We start from the raw sequence: 21,782 nt of genomic DNA, 5'->3' as shown, positions 1-21,782 counted from the left end.
GGGATCAAACGGCGGATTCTAGCAGTAGCCTGGCCGCGCTAGGACCTGCGATGGCCGAAGCCCACCCCGCGCGCCTCCGGCCCCAGCCACAGCAACGCCGCCAGCAACAACGCCACCAGCACCATCCACAGCGACATCGCGAACGCGAAATTGCCGCCATGGCGCTGCGCCAGCCAGGTCTGCGCGGTGGCGGTGACCGCCGCCAGCAGGTTGCCCATCTGGTAGGCAAACCCGGGCAAGGTGCCGCGCACCGCGGCCGGCGACAGCTCGTTCAGATGCGTCGGCACCACGCCCCAGGCGCCCTGCACCATCACCTGGATCAGGAACGCGCCCAGCCCCAGCAGGATCAGCGAGCCGCCGTACATCCACAGCGGAATCACCGGTATCGCCAGCAGCGCGGCGATCATCATCGCCTGGCGCCGGCCGATCCGCTCCGACAACGCGCCGAAATACAGGCCGCCTACCAGCGCGCCGAAATTCAGCAGCGCCACCAGCACGAAGGCCGTGGCCGAGCCGGTAGGCAGGTGCAGGTTCACCTCCTCGAAGGTGTGGTACATGTCCTGCGAGCCATGGCTGAACATGTTGAACGCCATCATCAGCAGCATCAGGTAGACCGCCAGCTTCCAGTGCCCGCGCATGGCTTCCAGCAGACCCGGCCGCTTCACCGCCCGCGCGCCTTCCTGCCAGACTGCCGACTCCGGCACCTTGCGGCGGATGTACAGCACCAGCAAGGCCGGGATCGCGCCGACCACGAACAGGCCGCGCCAGCCGATGTGGTCGACCAGCAGCCAGTTCGCCAGTGCGGCGAGAAAGAAGCCGCACGGGTAGCCGCTCTGCAACAGGCCCGACACCACGCCGCGTGCCTTCGCCGGGATCGACTCCATCACCAGCGACGCGCCGATGCCCCACTCGCCACCCATCGCCACGCCGAACAGGAATCGCAGCACCAGCAAGGCGGTCAGCGACGAGGCAAATGCCGTGGCGAACTCGAACAGCGAAAACAGGACCACGTCGAGCATCAGGATCGGCCGCCGCCCGAAGCGGTCGGCCAGCCGGCCGAACAGCAGCGCGCCCAGCGGTCGCGCCGCCAGGGTCAGGAACAGCGCGTAGGTGATCTCGGCGGTGCCCACCTGGAACTCCCTCGCCACCGTGACGATGACGAAGGTCAGCAGGAAGTAATCGAATGCATCCAGCGTCCAGCCCAGGAAGCCGGCCAGCACCGTATGCCTCTCGGTCGAATCGAGTTCATGCAAAGGTGCGAGCAGCGACATCGGAGCATTCCCGGACAGATGGCATAAAGGCGTATCGTAAACGCCGGCAGGGCCTCATCGCACAGCCCCACGGGCGACAAGGCCACCGATCGGGTGGCTGCATCGGCAGCCTCGCCAGAATCGACAACGCGCTCACGTGCGACGACGCAGACAGGAGGCCGTCCATGACAGACGTGGCTGAGATGGATCGCACCGCTCGCGAGCTGATCGCCAGACGCTACGACGGCTGGCTGCAGCGAAACCATGTGCGCTGGAAGCTCCGCGTCGACCCCGCCTACGCCGCCACGGCGGCCATCATTACCCGCACCCCTCTGCCGTTGCTCGACATCGGTTGTGGCCTCGGCCTGCTCGGTCAGTATTTGAATGCCGGGAGAAACGCGCAGTCCTACGTGGGGCTTGATCACGATCACCGAAAAATCCTTGCCGGTCAGCGCGCGGCACATCGCGGTGGACTCGATGTCGTGGTGGAACTGCAGCACGCCGACGCCAATGAACTCCCCGCCGTGCACGGACACGTCGCCCTGCTTGACGTGCTGCATTACCTGGACGCCCGGCGACAACGCAGCTTGCTGAAAGCCGCCACCGAACACCTGACCGCTGACGGCTGCCTGGTCATCCGCAGTGTGCTGCGCGAGCCGAATTGGCGCTTTCACGCCACCCGCGTAGAAGAGTTCTTTCTGCGCACCTCGGGCTGGATCCCCGGCGGTGCTCAGCATTATCCGACAGCGGCCGAATTGCGCGGGCCGCTGGAGGACGCCGGGCTGGAGGTCGGCATCCGCCCCTTGCGCGGCCGAACCCCATACAACAGCTACCTGATCGTGGCGTGCGCTCCGCCGAGAGCTATCGCGCTCCGTGGCGACCGGCCTGCCAAATCAGTTTGACTCCCATGCACACGCCACCTCCGATACCCGCTATACTGCGCGGCGCAATCACTCTGACTGCTGCGGCCCAGGCTGCCCCCTTTCCCTCGATACGCAACACGGTATGAACACTCCGGGTTGCCCAGGAGTGTTCCATGTCTTTCGATTCGCTGGGCCTTGCGCCCGCGTTGCTGCGTGCGCTTGCCGATTACGGCTACACCCAGCCCACCCCGATCCAGGCCGCCGCGATTCCGCCCGCGCTGGAAGGCCACGACCTGCTCGCCGCCGCGCAGACCGGTACCGGCAAGACCGCCGCGTTCGCACTGCCGCTGCTGCAGAAGCTCTCGACCAGCGGCCAGACCATGACCCGCCGCCCGCGCGCGCTGATCCTCACCCCCACCCGTGAGTTGGCCGCGCAGATCCACGAGAACATGCGCGACTACGGCAAGCACATCCATGTCAGCGCCGCCACCATCTTCGGCGGCGTCGGCATGGGCCCGCAGATCAATGCGCTGCGCCGCGGTGTGGACGTGGTCATCGCCACCCCCGGCCGGCTGATCGACCACCTGCAGCAGCGCACGCTGGATCTGTCGGCGGTAGAGACGCTGGTGCTGGACGAAGCCGACCGCATGCTCGACATGGGCTTCCTGCCGGCGCTGAAGCGCATCTTGCAGTCGGTACCGAAGAAGCGTCAGACCCTGCTGTTCTCGGCCACTTTTGCGCCGGCGATCAAGGCGCTGGCACTGGACTTCATGCACAACCCGCGCGAGATCTCGGTCTCGGCGCCGAACACCGTCACCACCCTGGTCAGCCACCAGGTGCATCCGGTCGATGCCTCGCGCAAGCGCGACCTGCTGCTGCACGTGCTGTCGCAGGACAGTCGTCGGCAGACCCTGGTGTTTAGCCGCACCAAGCACGGCGCCGACAAGCTGGTCACCTTCCTCAACGCCTCCGGCCTGCGCGCTGCCGCGATCCACGGTAACAAGAGCCAGAATGCGCGCACCCGTGCGCTCGCCGATTTCAAGTCCGGCCGCGTCACCGTGCTGGTCGCCACCGATATCGCCGCCCGCGGCATCGACATCGAGCAGCTGCCGATCGTGATCAACTTCGACCTGCCGTCGGTGGCCGAGGATTACGTGCACCGCATCGGCCGCACCGGCCGTGCCGGCATGGAAGGCCTGGCGCTGTCGCTGGTCAGCCACGACGAAAGCGGCCTGCTGTTCGACATCCGCAAGCTGCTGAAGCAGGACATCGCGATCACCCCGGTGGCCGGCTACGAGCCGTCGGCCCCGCTGCGGCTGGATGCCGGCGCGCCACGCCCGAAGCAGGGTGGTGGCGGCCAGCGCCAGCAGCAGCGTGCGCCGCGCCAGGGCAAGCCCGCCGGCGCGGCGCGGCCGAACGGCTACGCGCCGCAGGGTCGCGGCGAGCGGGCCGCCGGCACCCAGCGCCGCCGCTCCAACCGCCGTCCCGTCGCCAAGGCCTGATGGGGCCGGGATTCGGGATTCGGGATTCGGGATTCGGGATTCGGGATTCGGGATTCGGGATTCGGGATTTGGGATTTGGGATTCGGAAGAGCTGCCATGCGCGACGCTCTGCTTTTTTTCTAATCCCGAATCCGGGCGCTAAAAGCATCGCCCGCGAGCGGGCTCCTACAACAGCCCCAGCGCTGCCGCGTGGTGGCGCAGGTGGTCGTCGATGAAGCTGGCGATGAACCAGTAGCTGTGGTCGTAGCCGGCATGCCGGCGTAGCAGCAGCGGCTGCCCCGCCTCGGCGCAGGCCTGGTCGAACAGCTCGGGTCTCAGTTGCGCTTCGAGGAAACCGTCGGCCTCGCCCTGGTCGATCAGGATAGTGCCGCCGAAGGTCTGCCGCCGCACCAGCTCGCAGGCGTCGTGGTCGGCCCACGCTGCCTGATCGTCGCCGAGATAACGCGGAAAGGCCTTGCGCCCCCACGGCACCTGGCTGGGCGCCACGATCGGCGCGAACGCCGACACCGAGCGGTAGCGTCGCGGATTTTTCAAGGCCAGGGTCAGCGCGCCGTGGCCGCCCATCGAATGGCCGCAGATGCCGCTCAACGCCGTGTCCACCGGGAAATGGGCGCCGATCAAGGCCGGCAGATCGTCCACCACGTAGCTGTGCATGCGGAAACGCGATGACCATGGTGCTGACGTGGCATCGACGTAGAAACCCGCACCCTCGCCGAATTCCCAGTCGCCGGTGGCGCCCTCGATACCGGTGCCGCGCGGGCTGGTGTCAGGCATCACCAGCACCAAACCCAGCTCGGCGGCTAGCCTCTGGGCGCCCGCCTTGATCGTGGCGGTTTCTTCGGTGCAGGTCAGCCCGGCGAGGAAATACAGCACCGGGCAGCGCTGCCGCGTGGCTTGCGGCGGCTGATAGACGGCGAAGCGCATGGCACCGGCACAGGCTTCCGAGTGGTGGCGGTAGAAGCCCTGCACGCCGCCGTGCAGGCGTTGTTCGGAGATCGTTTCAAGCGTGCCCATCGTCGGCTCGTCGCTCCATTGGCAAAGGCAACGCGAAGCATAACCGCGCCGCCATCACGTTCGCGTTCAGCCGGAAGCGCCGCGCGCGCCCATGGACGCTGGTAGAATGCACGATCCGCGCGCCGCATTCCCGGCGCTGCCTTCCCGAGGTTCCCCCATGTCGTCCCCTGCTCCCGACCACACCCCGGTGTCGTCCGGCTTCGGCGCACTTGCGCTGCACCCCGATGTCCTGCGCGTGCTGGCCGACGTCGGCTACGAGTCCCCCTCGCCGATCCAGGCCGCGACCATCCCGCCGCTGCTGGAAGGCCGCGACGTGCTCGGCCAGGCGCAGACCGGCACCGGCAAGACTGCCGCGTTCGCGCTGCCGATCCTGTCGCGTATCGAGCGCAAGCCTGGCAAGCCGCAGGCGCTGGTACTGGCGCCCACGCGCGAGCTGGCGATCCAGGTGGCCGAGGCATTCCAGACCTACGCCGCCCACCTGCCCGGCTTCCAGGTGCTGCCGATCTACGGCGGCCAGAGCTACGGCCCGCAGCTGCACTCGCTCAAGCGCGGCGTGCACGTGGTGGTCGGCACGCCCGGCCGCGTGATCGATCACCTGGACAAGGGCACGCTGGACCTCTCCGAGCTGAAGTTCCTGGTGCTCGACGAAGCCGACGAGATGCTGCGCATGGGCTTCATCGACGACGTGGAGAAAGTGCTGCAGGCCACCCCGCCGGGACGCCAGGTCGCATTGTTCTCGGCGACCATGCCGGCGCCGATCCGCAAGATCGCGCAGCGCCACCTGAAGGAGCCGGTCGAGGTCACCATCAAGGCGGCCACCACCACCGCGGCGAACATCCACCAGCGCTACTGGTTCGTCAGCGGCATGCACAAGCTCGACGCGCTGACGCGCATCCTCGAGGCCGAGCCGTTCGACGCGATGATCATCTTCGCGCGCACCAAGCAGGCCACCGAGGAGCTGGCCGAGAAGCTGCAGGCGCGCGGCCTGGCCGCCGCCGCGATCAACGGCGACATCGCCCAGGCGCAGCGCGAGCGGGTGATCCAGCAGCTGAAGGACGGCAAGCTCGACATCCTGGTCGCCACCGACGTGGCCGCGCGCGGCCTCGACGTGGAGCGGATCAGCCATGTGCTGAACTACGACATCCCCTACGACACCGAAAGCTACGTGCACCGCATCGGTCGCACCGGTCGCGCCGGGCGCAGCGGCGAGGCGATCCTGTTTGTCAGCCCGCGCGAGCGCGGCATGCTGCACGCGATCGAGCGCGCCACCCGGCAGCCGATCGAGCAGATGCAGCTGCCGTCGGTCGAGGTGGTCAACGACGTGCGCATCGGCAAGTTCAAGCAGCGCATCAGCGACATGCTGGCCCAGGGCGACCTTGGTGAATTCCAGAAGCTGATCGAGCAGTACGAGCAGGAACACAACGTGCCGGCCGTCGAGATCGCCGCCGCGCTGGCGCGCATCGCCCAGGGCGACCAGCCACTGCTGCTGGCGCCGCCGCCGAAGCGCGAGAAATACGAACCGGCCGCCCGCGAGCACAAGCCACGCGAGCGCGACAGCGCCAGCCGCACGACCCGCGAGCACAAACCGCGCAGTCACGAAGACGCGCTGCCGCGCGAGTCTGGCCATCCCCACCCGCTGCGCGCGCACGCCACCGAGCAGGGCAAGCGCACCTATCGTATCGAGGTCGGCCACGAGCACGGCGTGAAGCCGGGCAACATCATCGGCGCGATCGCCAACGAAGCCGGGCTGGACAGCCAGTACATCGGCCGCCTCAGCATCCGCGACCACTACAGCCTGATCGACCTGCCCGACGGCATGCCGAAGGAAATCTTCGAGCACCTGAAAAAGGTGTGGGTGGTGCAGCAGCAGTTGCGCATCCATGAGTGGGACGGCAGCGACACCGGCAACAGCGCACCGCCGGCGCACAAGCCGGGCGGTTTCAGGAAGCCCGGCAGCTTCAAGCCGCGGCCCGGCGGGGCCAAACCGCCGCGGCGCAAGTAAGCGTCCGGGTCGCGCCGCACGACAAGCGACGGCGCGACGACACCACACCTGCAGGGCCGTCGTTGCCGCGAACTCGCCGTATGTCGGGCTCCAGCTCGACGGTCGAACATCGTCCATTCCGCGACGCCGAGCCGCGACTCGACTGGTCGGCGCCGGCCGCCATCGCGTACCTGCAGGCGGCCGCGTACGCGGCTCGGGATAAACGGCTGCCTGCCGTCAGGCGCCGGACGACCTCTTCACGAAAAATTCCCCTCGAAGCGCTATGACTCCGCCGTTCCGCCTGGAAGTCCAGGGGCGCGCGATGCCGAAGTCGCGTGATGGTGGAACGGTTATCGGATCCCTGTCGTGCCTGGCCACCAAAGCTGTGCAACGCCAGTCGCACGCGTCGACCCTTTCCAATGCCGTTACCTCGTGGAGGGGAACCCATGTCATCACGAAACTTGACAGCCTTGAGCATCGCGCTGGGCGCCGTTTTCGGTCTGGCGACAAGCAACCAGGCCTTCGCCGAAAACGCGGCGCCGAAGGTGGAAGTGACGCCTGCCGTGAAACACGACACCTTGCGCTCCCTGCGCGGCACGATGCCGCGACCGGAAGATTTCTCCAAGAGTCCCCGCATTCATCCGCTGCATCCACTGCCGCCGCTGGCTCCGGGCAACCAGACCGACGGCGCCGTGCAACACACCATCACCGGGGCGTTTGCGCCCGCACTGGGCGCCGGTTTCGAAGGCGTCGGCCAGGGCTTCAGCGGCCCGCAGGGCACCTTCACCGTCAACAGCGCGCCGCCGGATACGAACGGCGCTGTCGGCGCCACCCAGTATCTGCAGATCGTCAACACCGGCTTCGCGGTGTTCGACAAGGCCAGCAAGGCGGTGACCTACGGTCCGGTGCCGAGCAACACCCTGTGGTCCGGCTTCGGCGGCCCCTGCGAGGCCGACAACGACGGCGATGCCGTGGTGGTCTACGACAAGGCCGCCAACCGCTGGGTCGTCTCGCAGTTCGCCGTCAGCGCCACGCCGTATTACCAGTGCGTGGCCGTGTCGGCCACCAGCGACGCCACCGGCGCGTACTACCGCTATGCCTTCTCCTACGGCAGCGTCTTTCCTGACTATCCGAAGATGGGTGTCTGGCCGGACGGTTACTACGAGACCTTCAACATGTTCACCAGTACGTTCCAGGGTGCCAAGCTGTGCGCCTATGACCGCACGGCGATGTTGAACGGCCAGGCGGCGACCCAGCAGTGCTTCCAGTTGTCCACCAGCTACGGCGGCGTGCTGCCGGCGGACCTCGATGGCGCCACCGCGCCGCCGGCCGGTTCGCCGAACTACATGCTGAACTTCACCAGCAATTCGGTGAACCTGTGGAAGTTCCACGTAGACTGGGCGAACAGCGCCAACACCTCGTTGAGCGGTCCGCTCAACATTCCGGTGGCCGCCTTCGCCACCGCCTGCCGCGGCGGCAGCTGCATCCCGCAATACGGTACGCGGCAAAAGCTGGACTCGCTGGGCGACCGCCTGATGTTCCGCCTGGCCTACCGCAACTTCGGCACTCACGAGTCACTGGTGGTCAACCACTCGGTGCAGGTCGGCACCTCGCGCAAGAACCCGTATACCGGCGTGCGCTGGTACGAGATCCGCAGCCCGGGCACCACACCGGTGGTGTACCAGCAATCCACCTTCTCGCCGGACACCAGCTTCCGCTGGATGGGCTCGGTGGCGATGGACAAGCAGGGCAACATGGCGCTCGGCTACAGCGTATCCAGCAGCGCGCTGCACCCGGCGATCCGCTACACCGGCCGCCTGGCCAGCGACCCGCTGAACACGCTGGAAGCGGAGAACAGCATCATCGAAGGCAACGGATCGCAGAGCGGCAACAACCTGTCGCGCTGGGGTGACTACAGCGCGATGACGGTCGACCCGGTCGACGACTGCACGTTCTGGTACACCACCGAGTACCTGCAGAACACCGGCTCGTTCAACTGGAACACGCGCATTGCGTCGTTCAAGTTCCCTGGCTGCCAATAAACAGGCTCCCGGGTAATCCGCATGCCCGTCACCCATCGCGGTGGCGGGCAGCTCTCCCCTGCTGTTTCATACCAACTTGCGTTCAATAAACTAGATATACTCTTGCCATCGCCTGGAAGGGAGATGGCAAGTGAAGACACTGATCGGCAACGACAAGGCCACGGTGAAGCGACTGGCGGAGCGACTGAAGCAAGCCGGATCGCATCGCGAGTACCAGCGAATCCAGTGCGTGCTGCTACGGGCCACACTGGGGAGCTCGGCGCAGGAGATTGCCCAGATCCTGGGATGGTCGGCGTCGACCGTCCATACGATCCATTCGCGCTGGGCCAAGGAAGGTGAGGCGATCTTCGCGCTGAACGAGCGTGGCGGCCGCCATCATCAGTACTTGAGCGAGGAAGAGGAGAAGGCACTGCTGGAGCCGTTTGTGCGACAGGCCGAGATGGGTGGGATGTTGCGTGCCTTGGACATCCGGCAGGCATATGCGGCACGGGTCGGCAAACCGGTGGCGCTGTCGACGATCTATCGCCTGTTGGAGCGGCATGGTTGGCGCAAGGTGATTCCACGGCCCCGCCACCCGAAGGCAGACGTTTCGGCCCAAGCGGCATATAAAAAAACTGCGGCGCTGCGTTCGCGCCGAGGTCGCGCGTCAGGCTAGGTGCGGTCGCCCGGTTCGCTTGATGTTCCAGGACGAGGGGCGGTTTGGCCTGCTCGGCTCGCCACGGCGATGTTGGGCGCCCTCACCGACACGTCCTGTCGTGGGGGCGCGGCTGGAACGTCAATACATCTACGCCTTCGCCGCCGTGAGTCCTCACGACGGCGTCCTCGACAGTCTCATCTTGCCGTGGGTCAATGCCGAGGCCATGTCCCTGTTCCTGGCCGAAGTGGCCGGTCGCCATCCTGGCGAGTTCATTCTCATGGTCATGGATCAAGCCGGCTGGCATCAGGCAAACGCCCTGGTCGTTCCCGACTCCATGCGCCTGGTGTTCCTTCCCCCCTATAGCCCCGAGCTCAACCCAGCCGAGCATCTCTGGAAGGCCTTGCGCGAGCAAGACTTCGGCAACGAGGTCTTCAAGAACCTCGATGCCGTCGAAACGACCCTAGCCGGCGGATTGCGCGCACTGGAAGTCGATCACGACCAAACCCAGTCTTTGACCGGCTTCAAGTGGATAACTTCTATATCATTGAACGCAAATTAGTATCAGACGCCGCAGCGCGCTCAGGCGCTCTGCGGCAGCGGCGGTTCACCAGCGTCGAACGGGTCGAGCCAGTCCTCCGGCGTCAGCACCGGCAGGCCGTGCGCGAGGCGCGCCTTGTCGCACTGCGGGCTGACCGTGCCGAACTCCCACGACGGCTGCACCTCGCGGCATACCGAGGGCCGCTGCGGGTAGATGCCGCAATGCGCCGCCTCACCCACCGTACCCTGCAAGGCCACGCAGCGCGGCTGCGCGGCGTTGGTGCCGCGCATCGCCAGGCGGTGCGGGTCGAGCTTTTCGGTCAGCTCCGGCGGCACGTTGCCGCCGAGGAAGGCTTCCGCTTCCGACCAATGGAACGCCACGCGAAAGTACGCGCAGCAGGCACCGCAACGCAGGCAGGGATGTTCCATCGGATTGGCCGGGGGCGCCCCGAGGCGCGCAGGAGGCGGATTCTAGAGCAGCGGGCAGCGGCTGCGCAGCAAAAGCCACCCCTCCCTACCCTCCCCTGCAAGCAGGGGAGGGGCTTTGAAAGCAGGCAGTCGTTTTGCGGCTGCCTGCTTGAGAACTCATGGCTCACCGGCGAAGGTGTTGCACTGGGCGACGTCGCCACTGCTGAAGCCGGCCTTGAACCACTTCACGCGCTGCGCCGAGGTGCCGTGGGTGAACGTATCCGGGCGCACCCGGCCCTGCGCCTGCTGCTGCAGGGCATCGTCGCCGATGTGGCTGGCCGCGTTGAGCGCCGACTCGATGTCGCCCGGCTGCAGCCAGTTCAGCTCCTGCTGGCTGTGGTTGGCCCACACGCCGGCGTAGCAGTCCGCCTGCAGTTCCTGCCGTACCGACAGGCCGTCGGCACCATCCATCGGCACGCCACGCTGTTGCAGCTGGCGCACCTTGTCGAACACGCCGGTGAGCTTCTGCACGTGGTGGCCGACCTCGTGCGCGATCACGTAGGCGCGGGCAAAATCGCCGGAGGAGTGCAGCTCGCCCTGCAACTGCTGGAAGAACGCCAGGTCCAGGTACACCTTCTGGTCGCCTGGGCAGTAGAACGGCCCCACCGCTGTGGTGGCGCCGCCGCAGGCCGTGTTCACGCCGCCGCTGAACAGGTGCAGCTTGGGCTCGACATAGGTCGCGCCATGCGCCTGGAAAATCTGCCCCCAGCTCTGTTCGGTCGAATGCAGGATCGCGCTGACGAAAGCCTGCTGCTCGGGATCGACCTGGACGGGCTGCCCGGTCTGCGTCTGGGCGCCCGGCAGGCCGCCGCTCTGGTCCAGCAGCGCCAGCGGATTCTTGAAGAAGATCCAGCCCAGCAGCGCCAGCACGATCAGCCCGCCCAGGCCCATCCGCCCGCCGCCGCCGAAGCGCGGACCACCGCCGCCGCTGTCGACCTCCACGTTGCTGCTGCTGCCGCCTTTCCGCCAATCCATAGGAACCCCTCGTTGACTGATGCATCCGCCCCGACGCCGCGGGGCGACGATAACGCGTCGGCCAGGGTCACGCCACGCCGCGCGCTGCCGCTAAAGTAGGCGACCCTTCGTGAGGATTCCAGCATGACCCACCTGCCCGCCCTGGTCACCCTGCTCACCGTGCTGTTGCTGTTCGGCACCATGTGGGCCGTCGGCCATGCCCGCGGCAAGTACGCCATCAAGGCGCCGGCCACCAGCGGGCACCCCGCATTCGAACGTGCCTACCGGGTGCAGATGAACACGCTGGAGAACACGGTGATGTTCCTGCCCACGCTGTGGCTGGCGGCGCACTACGGTTTCAGCGGTTGGGCCGGAGTGGCCGGGCTGGTGTGGGTCGCCGGCCGTGTGTGGTATGCGCTGGCCTACCTGAAGGATCCGGCCAGACGCGGCCCCGGCTACCTGGTCGGCATGTCCGGCTGGGCCGCCTTGCTGGTGCTGGCCTGCGTCGGCGTCGGCCGCGCGATGCTGGTCTGAACACCCGGCCCGCAGGCCGCGTACGATCCTGCCGATCGGCAGGGTTGCGCGGTCGGCCTGCCAGCCACTAGCTTGAAGGCGCAGCTTGCGCCGCTCTCCGCCACAAGCGATGGTCACCGCATGCAAATCAGCAGCACCGAGGTCTCGCCACTGTCGCCTCAGGATTCGCCACCCCCACCGCATGCCGGCAGCGCTGCGCCCGGCCTGCGCGCCACCGTGGGCATCATCGTCACCTACTTCGCGCTGCAGCTCATCGTCAGCTTCCTGTTCGCGTCGGCGATCGCGGTGACGGCGGCTTTGCGCGACGGCGGCCCGGGCATCGAGGCAACCATCCGCACGACGCTGACGCAGCCGGCGATGCAGGCATTGCTGGCGATACTATCGCTAGGCGTGGCCGCGCCGCTCACCCTGTGGCTGGCTCGCCGCACCTGGCCGGCGCTGTGGCCGCTGGCGCAGCCGCCGGGTTTCGGCTTCACGCCGCCGCGCCAGCCGCTGTTCTTCGCGCTGGCGGTGCTGGTCGGACTGGCGGCGCCGTTCCTCGGTGCGCTGTTGACCGAGTGGCTGGCCCAGGGCCACACGGTGACCCAGGACATCCAGCAGATCGGCGGGCGTACTCCACTGGGCCTGCGCCTGCCACTGCTGGTGATGGTGGTGGGCGTGGGGCCGCTGGTGGAGGAACTGCTGTTCCGCGGCGTGCTGCTGTCGGCCCTGATGAAGCGCTGGCCGGTCGGCTGGGCGGTGGCCGTCAGCTCACTGCTGTTCGCGCTGGTGCATCTGCCAGGGCTGGAGTATCAGTGGTACGCGCTGCCGAACCTGCTGTTGCTGGCACTGCTGCTGGCCGGCCTGCGTCTGCGTGCGGGCTCGATCTGGCCGACGGTGCTGGCGCATGGCGTCAACAACCTGCTGGCCACCGCCGCCTGGTTCGTGGCGGTCAACCCGCCGGGCTGATCCCGCCAGCGCGCAGCAGCCGCGCGGTCTCGAACAGCGGCAGGCCCATCACTCCGGAATAGCTGCCGTCGAGGTGCGCGACCATCGCCGCGCCGCGGCCCTGGATCGCGTACCCGCCGGCCTTGCCGAACGGCTCGCCGGTAGCGACGTAGGCAGCGATGGCCGCTTCGTCCAGCGTGGCGAAGCGTACCTGCGACACGCACACCTCGCACTGCTCGCCGCCGGCGCCGACCAGCCACACCGCCGAAATCACCGCATGCGTGCGGCCCGACAGCCGGCGCAGCATGGCGGCCGCATCGGCGGCATCACGCGGCTTGCCGAACACTTCGTCGTCCAGCACCACCTCGGTGTCCGCGCCGATCACCCGCGCGTCGCCCGCGTGCGCCAGCGCCGCGAGGCCGGCGCGCGCCTTGTCGCGCGCCACCCGGCTCACGTAGCCCCGCGGTGATTCACTTGGCGCGCGCTGCTCAGGCACGTCGACGTCGAGTACGGCGAAATCCACGCCGAGTTGTTCCAGCAACTGGCGCCGGCGCGGCGATTGCGAGGCGAGGTGGAGCACCGGCGTCAAAGTGTCAGGCCGTATTCGCAGAACTGGCGGTCGCGCTGCCAGCCCAGCGATTCGTACAGCGCCTGCGCCGGCGCGTTGTCCAGCGCGGTGGACAGCGACAGGCTGGCCGCGCCCAGCGCGTGCGCATGCTCCGCGGCCGCCTTCAGCAACGCGGCCCCCACGCCTTGCCGCCGCGCCGTCGCGGCCACGAACAGGTCGTTGAGCAGCCAGGTGCGCACGGTGCGCACCGAGGAAAACAACGGATACAGCTGGGTGAAACCAAGCCCCGCGCCATGCTCGTCCAGCGCCAGCAGGACCAGCGATTCGTGGTGGTGGAAGCGCTCCGCCAGGAAATCCCGCGCCCGCGCCAGGTCCGCCGGTTGGCCGTAGAACTGGCGGTAGCCGTCGAACAGCGGCGCCAGCGTATCGAGGTCGAGCATGGTGGCCTGGCGGATCTGGAAGGACATGGCGGGCAGGTTCCGTGGGGGTCAGGCACGATGATACGGGTGGCCGGACGCGATCGTGGTGGCGCGATACAACTGCTCGGCCAGCACCAGCCGCACCAGCATGTGCGGCAAGGTGAGCGGCCCCAGCGACCAGCGCTGCTCGGCGCGTGCCAGCACCTCGGGCGCGTGGCCGTCGGGGCCACCGATCAGGAACGCCAGGTCACGCCCGACCATGCGCCACTTCGCCAGCTGCGCGGCCAGCTCCTCGCTGGACCACGGCTTGCCACGGCCATCGAGCGCGACGACGTGGATGTCGTGCGGCAACGCCGCGAGAATCGCCGCGCCCTCGTCCTGGATCGCCCGCGCATCGTCGCGGCCCTTGCCGCGGTTGCCTGGCTTCAGTTCGACCAGTTCCAGCGGTAGCTCGTGCGACAGCCGCTTGCGGTATTCGGCAAAGCCTTCCGCCACCCAGCCGGGCATGCGTTCACCGACCGCGATCAGGCGCGCGCGCATGCCGTGGGTCGGACTCAGCCCGCTTGTGCAGCGTCGGCTTCGTGCCCGTGGTCACCCACCGTCCACAGCCGCTCCAGGCCGTAGAACTCGCGGATGCGCGGCAGCATCACGTGGACGATCACGTCGCCCAGGTCGACCAGCACCCATTCGCCTTCCGCCTCGCCTTCCACGCCCAGCGGCATCACACCCGCCTTCTTGGCAAACTTGCCCACTTCGTCGGCGATGGATTTGACGTGGCGGGCCGAGGTGCCGGAGGCGATCACCAGCAGGTCGGCGATGGAGGTCTTGCCGCGGACGTCGATCTCGCGCACGTCCTTGGCCTTCAGTTCTTCGAGCGCGTCGATGACCGACTTGCGCAGGGCGGCCGTGGTGACGGCCTTGTGGGTACGGGCTGTGCTCAAGAGGATGGGCCTCGATGCGGGATCGCAGCGCGAAATGGCGCGGTCGCAGTATAACCGCGCAACCGCAACGGCACGTCAAGGCGGCGGCCCGCAGCTGCGCTCGCTCAACCCGCCAGCGTGCGCCTGGCCAGCCGGTATTCGTGCATCAACCGCGCCACCAGTTCGGCGGCTGGCTGCGGACGCACCAGGGCGGCAGCCTGGCCGCACCATTCGGACAGCAGGTCGCCGCGCCCAGCTTCCGCGGCGGCACGGCGCAACGGCGCAGTGAGCGCATTCAGCACCGGATACGGCAAGCCCTGCGCCGCCTCGGGCATGGCCTCGACGAAGCGGTTGCGCAAGCCGCGCGCGGCGCGACCGGAGAAGCTGCGGATGGTGGTGACCCGGTATTCCTCGGCAAGCGGCAGGTCGCGCTTCCACGCCTCGGCCGCCGAACACTCCGGGCAGGCGAGGAAGGCGGTGCCGAGCTGGCTGGCCGCCGCGCCGAGCACTTCGGCCGCCAGCAGGCCGCGGCCGTCCATGATGCCGCCGGCGGCGATCACCGGAATGTCGACCGCCCGCACGGCGAGCGGCAGCAGCGCGAACAAGCCGATCATCGCGTCCTCGGCCTCGTGCAGGAAGCTGCCGCGATGGCCGCCAGCCTCGGCGCCCTGCATGGACACCGCGTCGGCGCCGGCCTCGGCCCAGGCGCGCGCCTCGGCCACCGTGGTGGCGGTGCCGATCACATAGATGTCACGCTGGTGCAGCTCACGCATCTGCGCCGGAGCAATCACCCCGAACGCGAAGATCGCCACCGCCGGGCGCGCCTCGCACAGCGCGGCGAACTGCTCGGAGAAGCGCGGCGCCCAGCGTGACGGCAGGCTGGTGCACACGTCGAGACCTTCGCGCGCCATCAGCGCATCGAGCTGTGCGCGCGCCTTCGCCACCGCGGCCATGTCGGCCGCGAATTCGTCCGGCAGCACGAACAGGCCGATCGCATACGGTCGCTCACCGAGCGCACGGATCCGCGCCGCCTGATCAAGGATCGCCTGCGCTTCGAGATAACCGGCGCCAAGCGAACCCAGCGCACCCGCGTTCGATACGGCGGCCACCAGCGCCGGTGGCGTCGAGCCGGACATCGGAGCCTGGATCAGCGGATGCTCGATGCCGAGCCGGCTGGCGAACGCGGTTTGCATGGCATGGTGGCCCGCAGTGGAAACCGGCCAAGTATCCGCCTGTGCGCTGCGCGGCAGAAGCCACCGACAGTTGCGCCTGCCGGTGTCGAACGCTCAGCCGCCCTGTCCAGCCACGATGTTCACCGTGATCGCGATGATGAACACGTTGAAGAAGAACGAGATCACGCTGTGCAGCAGTACCACGCGGCGCAGGTACTTGCTGCTGATCTGCACGTCGGAGACCTGGAAGGTCATGCCGATCACGATCGAGAAGTAGGCGAAATCCCAGTAGTCGGGCCTGGGCGTATCGGGAAATTCCAGTCCGGCATGCTTGCCGCCGAGATCGCCGTAGTAGCCATGCGCATAGTGCAGCGCGAACATCATGTTGAGGAACAGCCAGCTGAGGACCACGCTGAGCACACCGACCGCCAGCGCCAGCATGCCGCCTCCCTTGGCCGCGTGCAGTTCGTTGCCCAGCGCGGCCAGTACCACCGCGGACAACAGCACGCCGCCCCACAACACGCCCCAGCGCCCGATATCCAGCTTCTGCGCCCGGCTGCGCATGTGGTCCGGCGTGGCCCGGTTGAACAGGCGCGCCAGGCTGCCCAGGTAGACCACCGCGGCCAGGTCGAAGCCGAGCAGCAACGCGGTGGTCGGGCGCATGCCGAAAGCCGACAACACCACCATGCAGGCGACGAGGATGGCCAGCGCCGCGATCATCCATGGCCGGCCCTTCACGAAATGCCACGGCCGCCAACCATGCGGCTTCGTTGCACCCGATGCCGCCCCTGCCGGGGTTTTTTCCATGCGTATCTCCGCGTCAGGAACTCAGCCGAGCAGGTCGTGGTATGCCGGATGCCGCTGCATCCACGCGGCAGCATACGAGCAGGCCGGCACCACCTTCCAGCCTTCGGCGCGCGCCGCCGCCAGCGCCTCCTGCACCAGGGCAGCGGCGATGCCGCGCCCGCCCACCACGGCTGGCACTTCCGTACGGGTGATCGTCATCACGCCGGTGGCCAGGGTGTAATCGAGCAGGCATAGCTCGCCATCCACGCGGGTTTCGAAGCGATGGGCAAGGCGATCGTGCTGAATGGCGAACGGCATGCGAACTTCCTCCGGAAAGGCAGTCGACAAGGATACGACCTGTGCGTGGCAACCGGGCGTGAAGCGATGGCGTCGCTTCGTTCGCGCCGGCTGCATGCGGCATCGGGCATCGTGGGTACCTGCCTGCCACAACCCACGGGAGAATCCCATGAAACGATCCGCGTCCGCGCATTGGTCCGGCGGCATCAAGGACGGCCAGGGCACGATGTCGACCGATACCGACGTGCTGCGCGAGGCGCCGTACGGCTTCAAGTCGCGTTTCGAGGACGGACCCGGCACCAACCCGGAGGAATTGATCGCCGCGGCCCATGCCGGCTGCTACTCGATGGCGCTGTCGCTGGAGCTGGGCAAGGCCGGCTTCACCGCCGACAGCATCGACACCAAGGCAACGGTGACCCTGCTCAAGGACGGCGACGGCTTCAGCATCACCGCGGTAGCACTTAGCTGCCGGGCCAAGGTGCCGCGCATCGACGCGGCCACGTTCGACAACATCGCGCAGGCGACCAAGCTGGGCTGCCCGGTGTCCAAGCTGTTGAAGGCCGAGATCACGCTGGACGCCCGGCTGGAAAGCTGACTCAGGCGGCAACCTCCGCACGGGGCACGGATGCATCGGCCTGGCGCCGCTGGCGTACCGCCTGCGCCAGATGCTGCAGCACCTGCACCGAGCTGTCCCAGTCGATACAGCCGTCGGTGATGCTCTGGCCGTAGCGCAGCGGCTGGCCCGGCTGCAGCTCCTGGCGGCCGCCGAGCAGGTGGCTCTCCACCATCACGCCGAGAATGCGCGTTTCCCCGGCGGCGATGCGCGCGGCGATGTCGCCGACCACTCGCGGCTGATTCTCCGGCTGTTTGCTGCTGTTGGCGTGGCTGGCGTCGATCATCACCTGCGCGCGCAGACCGGCCTTGCCGATCGCTGCGCAGGCGGCGTCGACGCTGGCCGCGTCGTAGTTCGGCGCCTTGCCGCCGCGCAGGATCACGTGGCAGTCGCCGTTGCCGCTGGTCGCCGCCACGGCGGCCTGGCCGTCCTTGGTCACCGCCATGAAATGGTGCGGCTGCGACGCGGCCTGCACCGCGTCCACCGCGATCTTCACGTTGCCGTCGGTGCCGTTCTTGAAGCCGACCGGACAGGACAGCCCCGAGGCCATCTCGCGATGCACCTGGCTCTCGGTGGTGCGCGCACCGATCGCACCCCACGCCACCAGGTCGGCGATGTACTGCGGCGTGATCATATCGAGGAACTCGCAGCCGGCCGGCACGCCCAGCACGTTGATGTCCCGGAGCAGGCCGCGGGCGATGCGCAGGCCCTTGTCGATCTGGAAGCTGCCGTCGAGGTCGGGATCGTTGATCAACCCCTTCCAGCCGACCGTGGTGCGCGGCTTCTCGAAGTACACCCGCATCACGATCTCCAGCGCATCGCCCAGCGCGCGGCGCAGCGGCGCCAGCCGCGTGGCGTATTCCAGCGCGGCGCGCGGGTCGTGGATCGAGCACGGGCCGATCACCACCGCGAGGCGGTCGTCGTCACCGGAAAGGATGCGGTGCAGGACGCGGCGCGACGCGTCCACGGTGGCCAGCGCCGCGTCGGTGGCCATGCAGTCGCGGATGATTTCGGCTGGTGTGCCGAGGCGGGTGAAGGCGCGGATGCGCAGGTCGTCGGTGGTATGCATGGCGGCTCTCCTGGGGATTTTTCAGGTAGCGGCCATAAAAAAACCGCCCTGTGGTGGCGGTTCGGTGTGGTTCTTTCGATCAGTTCAAAACGATCGCGTCCGCGCCGCCGCCATTGGCTTCGGGTAGCCGTAAAACCAGAAATACAGGCGGGCGGTGATGGAGGACATGACGACATTGATAACACAATGGACGTCCAAATCAAACTCCCCGCCGGCAGAAGGCTAGACTGGCGGCATGCCATTGCCCCTCGACCTGCTGACCCGACCCGCCCGCGAACCGATCCGCCGCTGGGTGCTCAAGGCCTTTCCCCGCGCCGAAAATGGAGGCCCCGACTACGACCACCCGCACGGTGACCCCGGCCTGTTCGGGCCGCACAGCGCGACCTGGCGTGTGCATGCGGACTTCCCCGGCATGCTCGCCGGCGGCCTCGCCGCGCTGACCCTGCAGGCGCTGCACCCGCTGGCGCTGGCCGGGGTATGGGACCACTCCAATTTCCGCGGCGATCTGCTCGGCCGGCTGCGCCGCACCACCGCATTCGTCGGTGGCACCACCTATGCGCCGCGCGCCCAGGCCGAGGCGCTGATCGAGCACGTGCGGCAGATCCATGACCACATCGTGGGGCATGGCGAGGACGGGCGCCCCTACCGCGCCAACGATCCCGAGCTGCTGACCTGGGTGCACGTCAGCGAGGCGTACTGCTTCCTACAGGGCTACCGCCGCTACAGCCATGCGGCACTGCCGGAAGACGCGGCCGACCGCTACTACGACGAGGTGCGACGGACCGCCGAGGCGCTGGGCGCCCACGGCGTGCCGGCCAGCGAACACGAGGTGGCGGATTATTTCCGGCGCATCCGCCCCGAGCTGGCCTTCACTGAACGCTCCCGCGTCGTGCTCGATCTGCTGGCGCGGGTGCGCCTGCCGGTGCCGGCGGCCGGGCTGTCGCGCGACCTGTTCCTGTACGCCGGCCACGCGCTGCTGCCGAACTGGGCGCTCACGCTGCTGCGCCACACGCCGTGGCAACGCCGCCAGGCGCAACTGGCGGCGCATGCGCTGTGGTCGGTGGCGCCGGTGTTCCATGCTGCGCTGAAGGACGGCATCGCCAGCCGCGCCTGCCGACGCATGGACAGGGCGCCGGAACAGTTGCGGCACTGGAGGTAACGCCGCGCCGTCCAGCGGCATTGACAGCGTCGTCCCATCGGCTAACGTCGTGCGACAGCGTCAGTCGAGGATTTCCGTGGCGACCCTCATTCCGACCCGCAACAGCTGCCTGCCGCGGATGACCGGCGGCGAGAAACGCGTTTCCGAGCGGCTGGAACAGAAGCTCGAGGACGACTACCTGCTGTGGTACGACGTGCCGGTCGGCGTGAAGCAGCGCCATCCAGACTTCGTGGTGTTCCACCCGCGCCGCGGCCTGCTGGTGCTGGAGGTGAAGGACTGGAAGGCCGACACCCTCCGCCACGCCGACAGCACCCAGTTCACCCTGGTCACCGAACGCGGCCTGGTGAAGGAGAACAACCCGCTGCTGCAGGCGCGCGCGTACGCGCTGGAGATCGGCGTGGTGCTGGAACGCGACCCGGCGCTGCGCCACCCGGAAGGCTCGCGTTATGCCGGCAAGCTGATCATGCCGTGGGGCTGGGGCGTGGTGCTGGCCAACATCACCCGCAAGCAATTCGATGATGGCGCACTGGGCGAGGTGCTGCCCGAACACCTGGTGATCTGCCGCGACGAGCTGTACGAGACGGTCGACGCCGAGGCGTTCCAGCAACGGCTGTGGGCGATGTTCCCGCAGGTGTATCCGGTGGCGCTCACCCTGCCGCAGATCGATCGCGTGCGCTGGCACCTGTTCCCGGAATTGCGCGTGGAAGCCGGCAGCGGCCAGTTCGGCCTGTTCGGCCCCACCGACGCGGCGGTGCGGCCGCTGGAAATTCCCGACCTGGTCAAGGTAATGGACTCGCAGCAGGAGCAGCTGGCGCGCTCGATCGGCGACGAGCACCGGATCATCCACGGCGTGGCCGGCTCCGGCAAGACGATGATCCTGGGCTTTCGCGCAATGCAGCTGGCGCGCGGGATGGACAAGCCGATCCTGGTGCTCTGCTACAACAAGACGCTGGCCGCGCGGCTGGAACAATTGATCGGCGAGCGCGGCCTCGGCGAGAAGGTGCAGGTCTACAACTTCCACAAGTGGTGCCGCAAGATGCTGGTGGCCTACCACGAGCCGCTGCCGCCCGGCAGCGGCAAGGCCTTCGTCGACGCGCTGCCGCCGGCGGTGATCGCCGGCGTGGACCGCGGCCAGATTCCGCGCGCCCAGTACGGCGCCGTGCTGGTCGACGAAGGCCACGACTTCGAGCCGGACTGGTACAAGCTGATCGTGCAGATGATCGACCCGGCGACCAACTCGCTGCTGGTGCTGTACGACGACGCGCAGAACATCTACGGCAACCCGAACCGCCGCAGGATCAGCTGGAAAAGCCTCGGCGTGCAGGCGCAGGGCCGCACCACCATCCTCAAGCTCAACTACCGCAACACGCTGGAAATCCTCTCCGTCGCGCGCGCCTTCGCGCAGGACCTGCTCGCCTCGCGCCTCGACGAGGCCGATGGCGACGGCGTGCCGCTGATCGCCCCGGAAAGCGCCGGCCGCCGCGGCGCCGTGCCCGAACTGGTACGCACCGACACCGCCCGCGCGCAGATGGACGTGCTGATCGCGCGGCTGCGCGACGAACACGCGCATGGCCGTCCGTATTCCGAGATGGCGGTGATCTACCGCAACCAGTGGGAAGGCGAAAAGCTGCACGAGGTGCTGCGCGGGCTGGACATCCCCAGCCGGCTCGCCGACAACACCGGCAAGCAGACCCTGTTCGTAGTGGAGGACAGCGTCAAGCTGGTCACCATGCATTCCAGCAAGGGCCTGGAATTCCCGCTCGTGATCATCCCCGGCATCGGCGGCCTGCCCAAGGAAGGCCAGGGCGAGAACGACGAAGCGCGTCTGCTCTACGTGGCCATGACCCGCGCCACCGAACACCTGCTGCTGATCCATCACCTGGACTCGGTGTTCTCCCGGCGCATCCGCGATTCGATCAACGACGTGACGGCACAACTGGCCGGCCACTGAGTGCCACCCTTCCGCGACACCGTGCCGCACCGTAGGCGCGGTTGTCGTGCTGCGAGACAATCTTTACAATAAGAATCATTCTCACCTGATCGGTAGCGGTGGGCGGCGCCCAGGCCCGC

23 protein-coding genes are annotated in these 21,782 nt (G+C 67.9%); 11 read left to right on the top strand and 12 right to left on the bottom strand.

What is annotated here, in order from left to right:
• Nucleotides 1-38: 38 nt before the first annotated feature.
• Nucleotides 39-1,271: an MFS transporter gene (locus tag LRK53_RS07320; protein ID WP_027493499.1), complete on the bottom strand. Its 1,233-nt coding sequence runs from the start codon at nt 1,269-1,271 to the stop codon at nt 39-41.
• Nucleotides 1,272-1,435: 164 nt separating this feature from the next.
• Here LRK53_RS07320 and LRK53_RS07315 point away from each other — a divergent pair, with 164 nt between their 5' ends.
• On the top strand, nt 1,436-2,152 hold the full coding sequence (locus LRK53_RS07315; protein WP_338109851.1) for an SAM-dependent methyltransferase: 717 nt from the start codon (nt 1,436-1,438) through the stop codon (nt 2,150-2,152).
• Between the two features lie 134 nt (nt 2,153-2,286).
• Complete coding sequence (locus tag LRK53_RS07310) at nt 2,287-3,615, top strand: DEAD/DEAH box helicase (protein WP_235642593.1); 1,329 nt, start codon at nt 2,287-2,289, stop codon at nt 3,613-3,615.
• A 165-nt stretch (nt 3,616-3,780) separates the two neighbouring features.
• On the opposite strand, the gene fghA is transcribed toward LRK53_RS07310, so the two are convergent.
• Nucleotides 3,781-4,629, bottom strand: a complete 849-nt coding sequence (gene fghA / locus LRK53_RS07305) for an S-formylglutathione hydrolase (RefSeq protein ID WP_027493501.1) — start codon at nt 4,627-4,629, stop codon at nt 3,781-3,783.
• Between the two features lie 157 nt (nt 4,630-4,786).
• Here fghA and LRK53_RS07300 point away from each other — a divergent pair, with 157 nt between their 5' ends.
• The 4 genes from LRK53_RS07300 to LRK53_RS07285 all read left to right on the top strand — a co-directional run bounded on the left by LRK53_RS07300 (nt 4,787) and on the right by LRK53_RS07285 (nt 9,848).
• Nucleotides 4,787-6,631, top strand: a complete 1,845-nt coding sequence (locus LRK53_RS07300; protein ID WP_027493502.1) for a DEAD/DEAH box helicase — start codon at nt 4,787-4,789, stop codon at nt 6,629-6,631.
• Nucleotides 6,632-7,056: 425 nt separating this feature from the next.
• Nucleotides 7,057-8,652 carry a hypothetical protein gene (locus LRK53_RS07295; protein ID WP_027493503.1) on the top strand — a complete coding sequence of 532 codons (1,596 nt, stop codon included), beginning with the start codon at nt 7,057-7,059 and terminating at the stop codon, nt 8,650-8,652.
• Between the two features lie 130 nt (nt 8,653-8,782).
• Nucleotides 8,783-9,307, top strand: a complete 525-nt coding sequence (locus LRK53_RS07290) for a winged helix-turn-helix domain-containing protein (protein WP_235642338.1) — start codon at nt 8,783-8,785, stop codon at nt 9,305-9,307.
• Nucleotides 9,258-9,848 (top strand): IS630 family transposase, encoded by a 591-nt coding sequence (locus tag LRK53_RS07285; protein WP_338109854.1) that lies wholly within the window; start codon nt 9,258-9,260, stop codon nt 9,846-9,848. The genes LRK53_RS07290 and LRK53_RS07285 overlap by 50 nt, the downstream gene beginning before the upstream one ends.
• 20 nt (nt 9,849-9,868) lie before the next feature.
• Here LRK53_RS07285 and LRK53_RS07280 read toward each other — a convergent pair whose 3' ends face one another.
• Both LRK53_RS07280 and ypfJ read right to left on the bottom strand, forming a co-directional pair.
• On the bottom strand, nt 9,869-10,255 hold the full coding sequence (locus LRK53_RS07280) for a YkgJ family cysteine cluster protein (RefSeq protein WP_027492359.1): 387 nt from the start codon (nt 10,253-10,255) through the stop codon (nt 9,869-9,871).
• Between the two features lie 156 nt (nt 10,256-10,411).
• The gene (ypfJ, locus tag LRK53_RS07275; protein ID WP_027492358.1) at nt 10,412-11,269 is read right to left on the bottom strand and encodes a KPN_02809 family neutral zinc metallopeptidase; all 858 of its coding nucleotides are present in this window, start codon (nt 11,267-11,269) and stop codon (nt 10,412-10,414) included.
• A gap of 123 nt (nt 11,270-11,392) precedes the next feature.
• Here ypfJ and LRK53_RS07270 point away from each other — a divergent pair, with 123 nt between their 5' ends.
• Both LRK53_RS07270 and LRK53_RS07265 read left to right on the top strand, forming a co-directional pair.
• Entirely contained in the window at nt 11,393-11,782 is a 390-nt protein-coding gene (locus tag LRK53_RS07270; protein WP_008434404.1) for an MAPEG family protein, read from the top strand.
• Between the two features lie 120 nt (nt 11,783-11,902).
• The gene (locus LRK53_RS07265) at nt 11,903-12,730 is read left to right on the top strand and encodes a CPBP family intramembrane glutamic endopeptidase (protein ID WP_235642592.1); all 828 of its coding nucleotides are present in this window, start codon (nt 11,903-11,905) and stop codon (nt 12,728-12,730) included.
• Here the strand turns inward: LRK53_RS07265 and LRK53_RS07260 are convergent.
• The 7 genes from LRK53_RS07260 to LRK53_RS07230 form a co-directional block, all read right to left on the bottom strand.
• On the bottom strand, nt 12,714-13,289 hold the full coding sequence (locus LRK53_RS07260; protein WP_037090221.1) for a Maf family protein: 576 nt from the start codon (nt 13,287-13,289) through the stop codon (nt 12,714-12,716). The two genes, LRK53_RS07265 and LRK53_RS07260, sit on opposite strands and share 17 nt — an antisense overlap.
• Before the next feature lie 5 nt (nt 13,290-13,294).
• Nucleotides 13,295-13,744 (bottom strand): GNAT family N-acetyltransferase, encoded by a 450-nt coding sequence (locus LRK53_RS07255; protein ID WP_027493560.1) that lies wholly within the window; start codon nt 13,742-13,744, stop codon nt 13,295-13,297.
• 21 nt (nt 13,745-13,765) lie between these two features.
• A complete protein-coding gene (gene rlmH, locus LRK53_RS07250) occupies nt 13,766-14,236 on the bottom strand; it encodes a 23S rRNA (pseudouridine(1915)-N(3))-methyltransferase RlmH (protein ID WP_027493559.1) in 471 nt (156 codons plus the stop codon).
• A gap of 14 nt (nt 14,237-14,250) precedes the next feature.
• Nucleotides 14,251-14,637, bottom strand: a complete 387-nt coding sequence (rsfS, locus tag LRK53_RS07245; RefSeq protein WP_008434396.1) for a ribosome silencing factor — start codon at nt 14,635-14,637, stop codon at nt 14,251-14,253.
• Nucleotides 14,638-14,741: 104 nt separating this feature from the next.
• On the bottom strand, nt 14,742-15,809 hold the full coding sequence (locus LRK53_RS07240; protein WP_027493557.1) for an NAD(P)H-dependent flavin oxidoreductase: 1,068 nt from the start codon (nt 15,807-15,809) through the stop codon (nt 14,742-14,744).
• Between the two features lie 93 nt (nt 15,810-15,902).
• Nucleotides 15,903-16,595 (bottom strand): DUF1345 domain-containing protein, encoded by a 693-nt coding sequence (locus LRK53_RS07235; RefSeq protein ID WP_027493556.1) that lies wholly within the window; start codon nt 16,593-16,595, stop codon nt 15,903-15,905.
• Between the two features lie 21 nt (nt 16,596-16,616).
• Entirely contained in the window at nt 16,617-16,892 is a 276-nt protein-coding gene (locus LRK53_RS07230) for a GNAT family N-acetyltransferase (RefSeq protein ID WP_037090219.1), read from the bottom strand.
• Between the two features lie 148 nt (nt 16,893-17,040).
• On the opposite strand from LRK53_RS07230, the gene LRK53_RS07225 reads away from it, so the two are divergent.
• On the top strand, nt 17,041-17,466 hold the full coding sequence (locus LRK53_RS07225; protein ID WP_027493554.1) for an OsmC family protein: 426 nt from the start codon (nt 17,041-17,043) through the stop codon (nt 17,464-17,466).
• Between the two features lies 1 nt (nt 17,467).
• Here the strand turns inward: LRK53_RS07225 and LRK53_RS07220 are convergent, their stop codons facing one another.
• Complete coding sequence (locus LRK53_RS07220; protein WP_027493553.1) at nt 17,468-18,553, bottom strand: 3-deoxy-7-phosphoheptulonate synthase; 1,086 nt, start codon at nt 18,551-18,553, stop codon at nt 17,468-17,470.
• 235 nt (nt 18,554-18,788) lie between these two features.
• Here LRK53_RS07220 and LRK53_RS07215 point away from each other — a divergent pair, with 235 nt between their 5' ends.
• Nucleotides 18,789-19,712, top strand: a complete 924-nt coding sequence (locus tag LRK53_RS07215; RefSeq protein ID WP_235642591.1) for an oxygenase MpaB family protein — start codon at nt 18,789-18,791, stop codon at nt 19,710-19,712.
• Nucleotides 19,713-19,788: 76 nt separating this feature from the next.
• On the top strand, nt 19,789-21,663 hold the full coding sequence (locus tag LRK53_RS07210; protein WP_027493552.1) for a 3'-5' exonuclease: 1,875 nt from the start codon (nt 19,789-19,791) through the stop codon (nt 21,661-21,663).
• Nucleotides 21,664-21,782: the final 119 nt, after the last annotated feature.

This window comes from Rhodanobacter thiooxydans (assembly GCF_021545845.1).
Classification (GTDB): domain Bacteria; phylum Pseudomonadota; class Gammaproteobacteria; order Xanthomonadales; family Rhodanobacteraceae; genus Rhodanobacter.
This window is presented reverse-complemented; position numbering and strand designations above follow the sequence as displayed.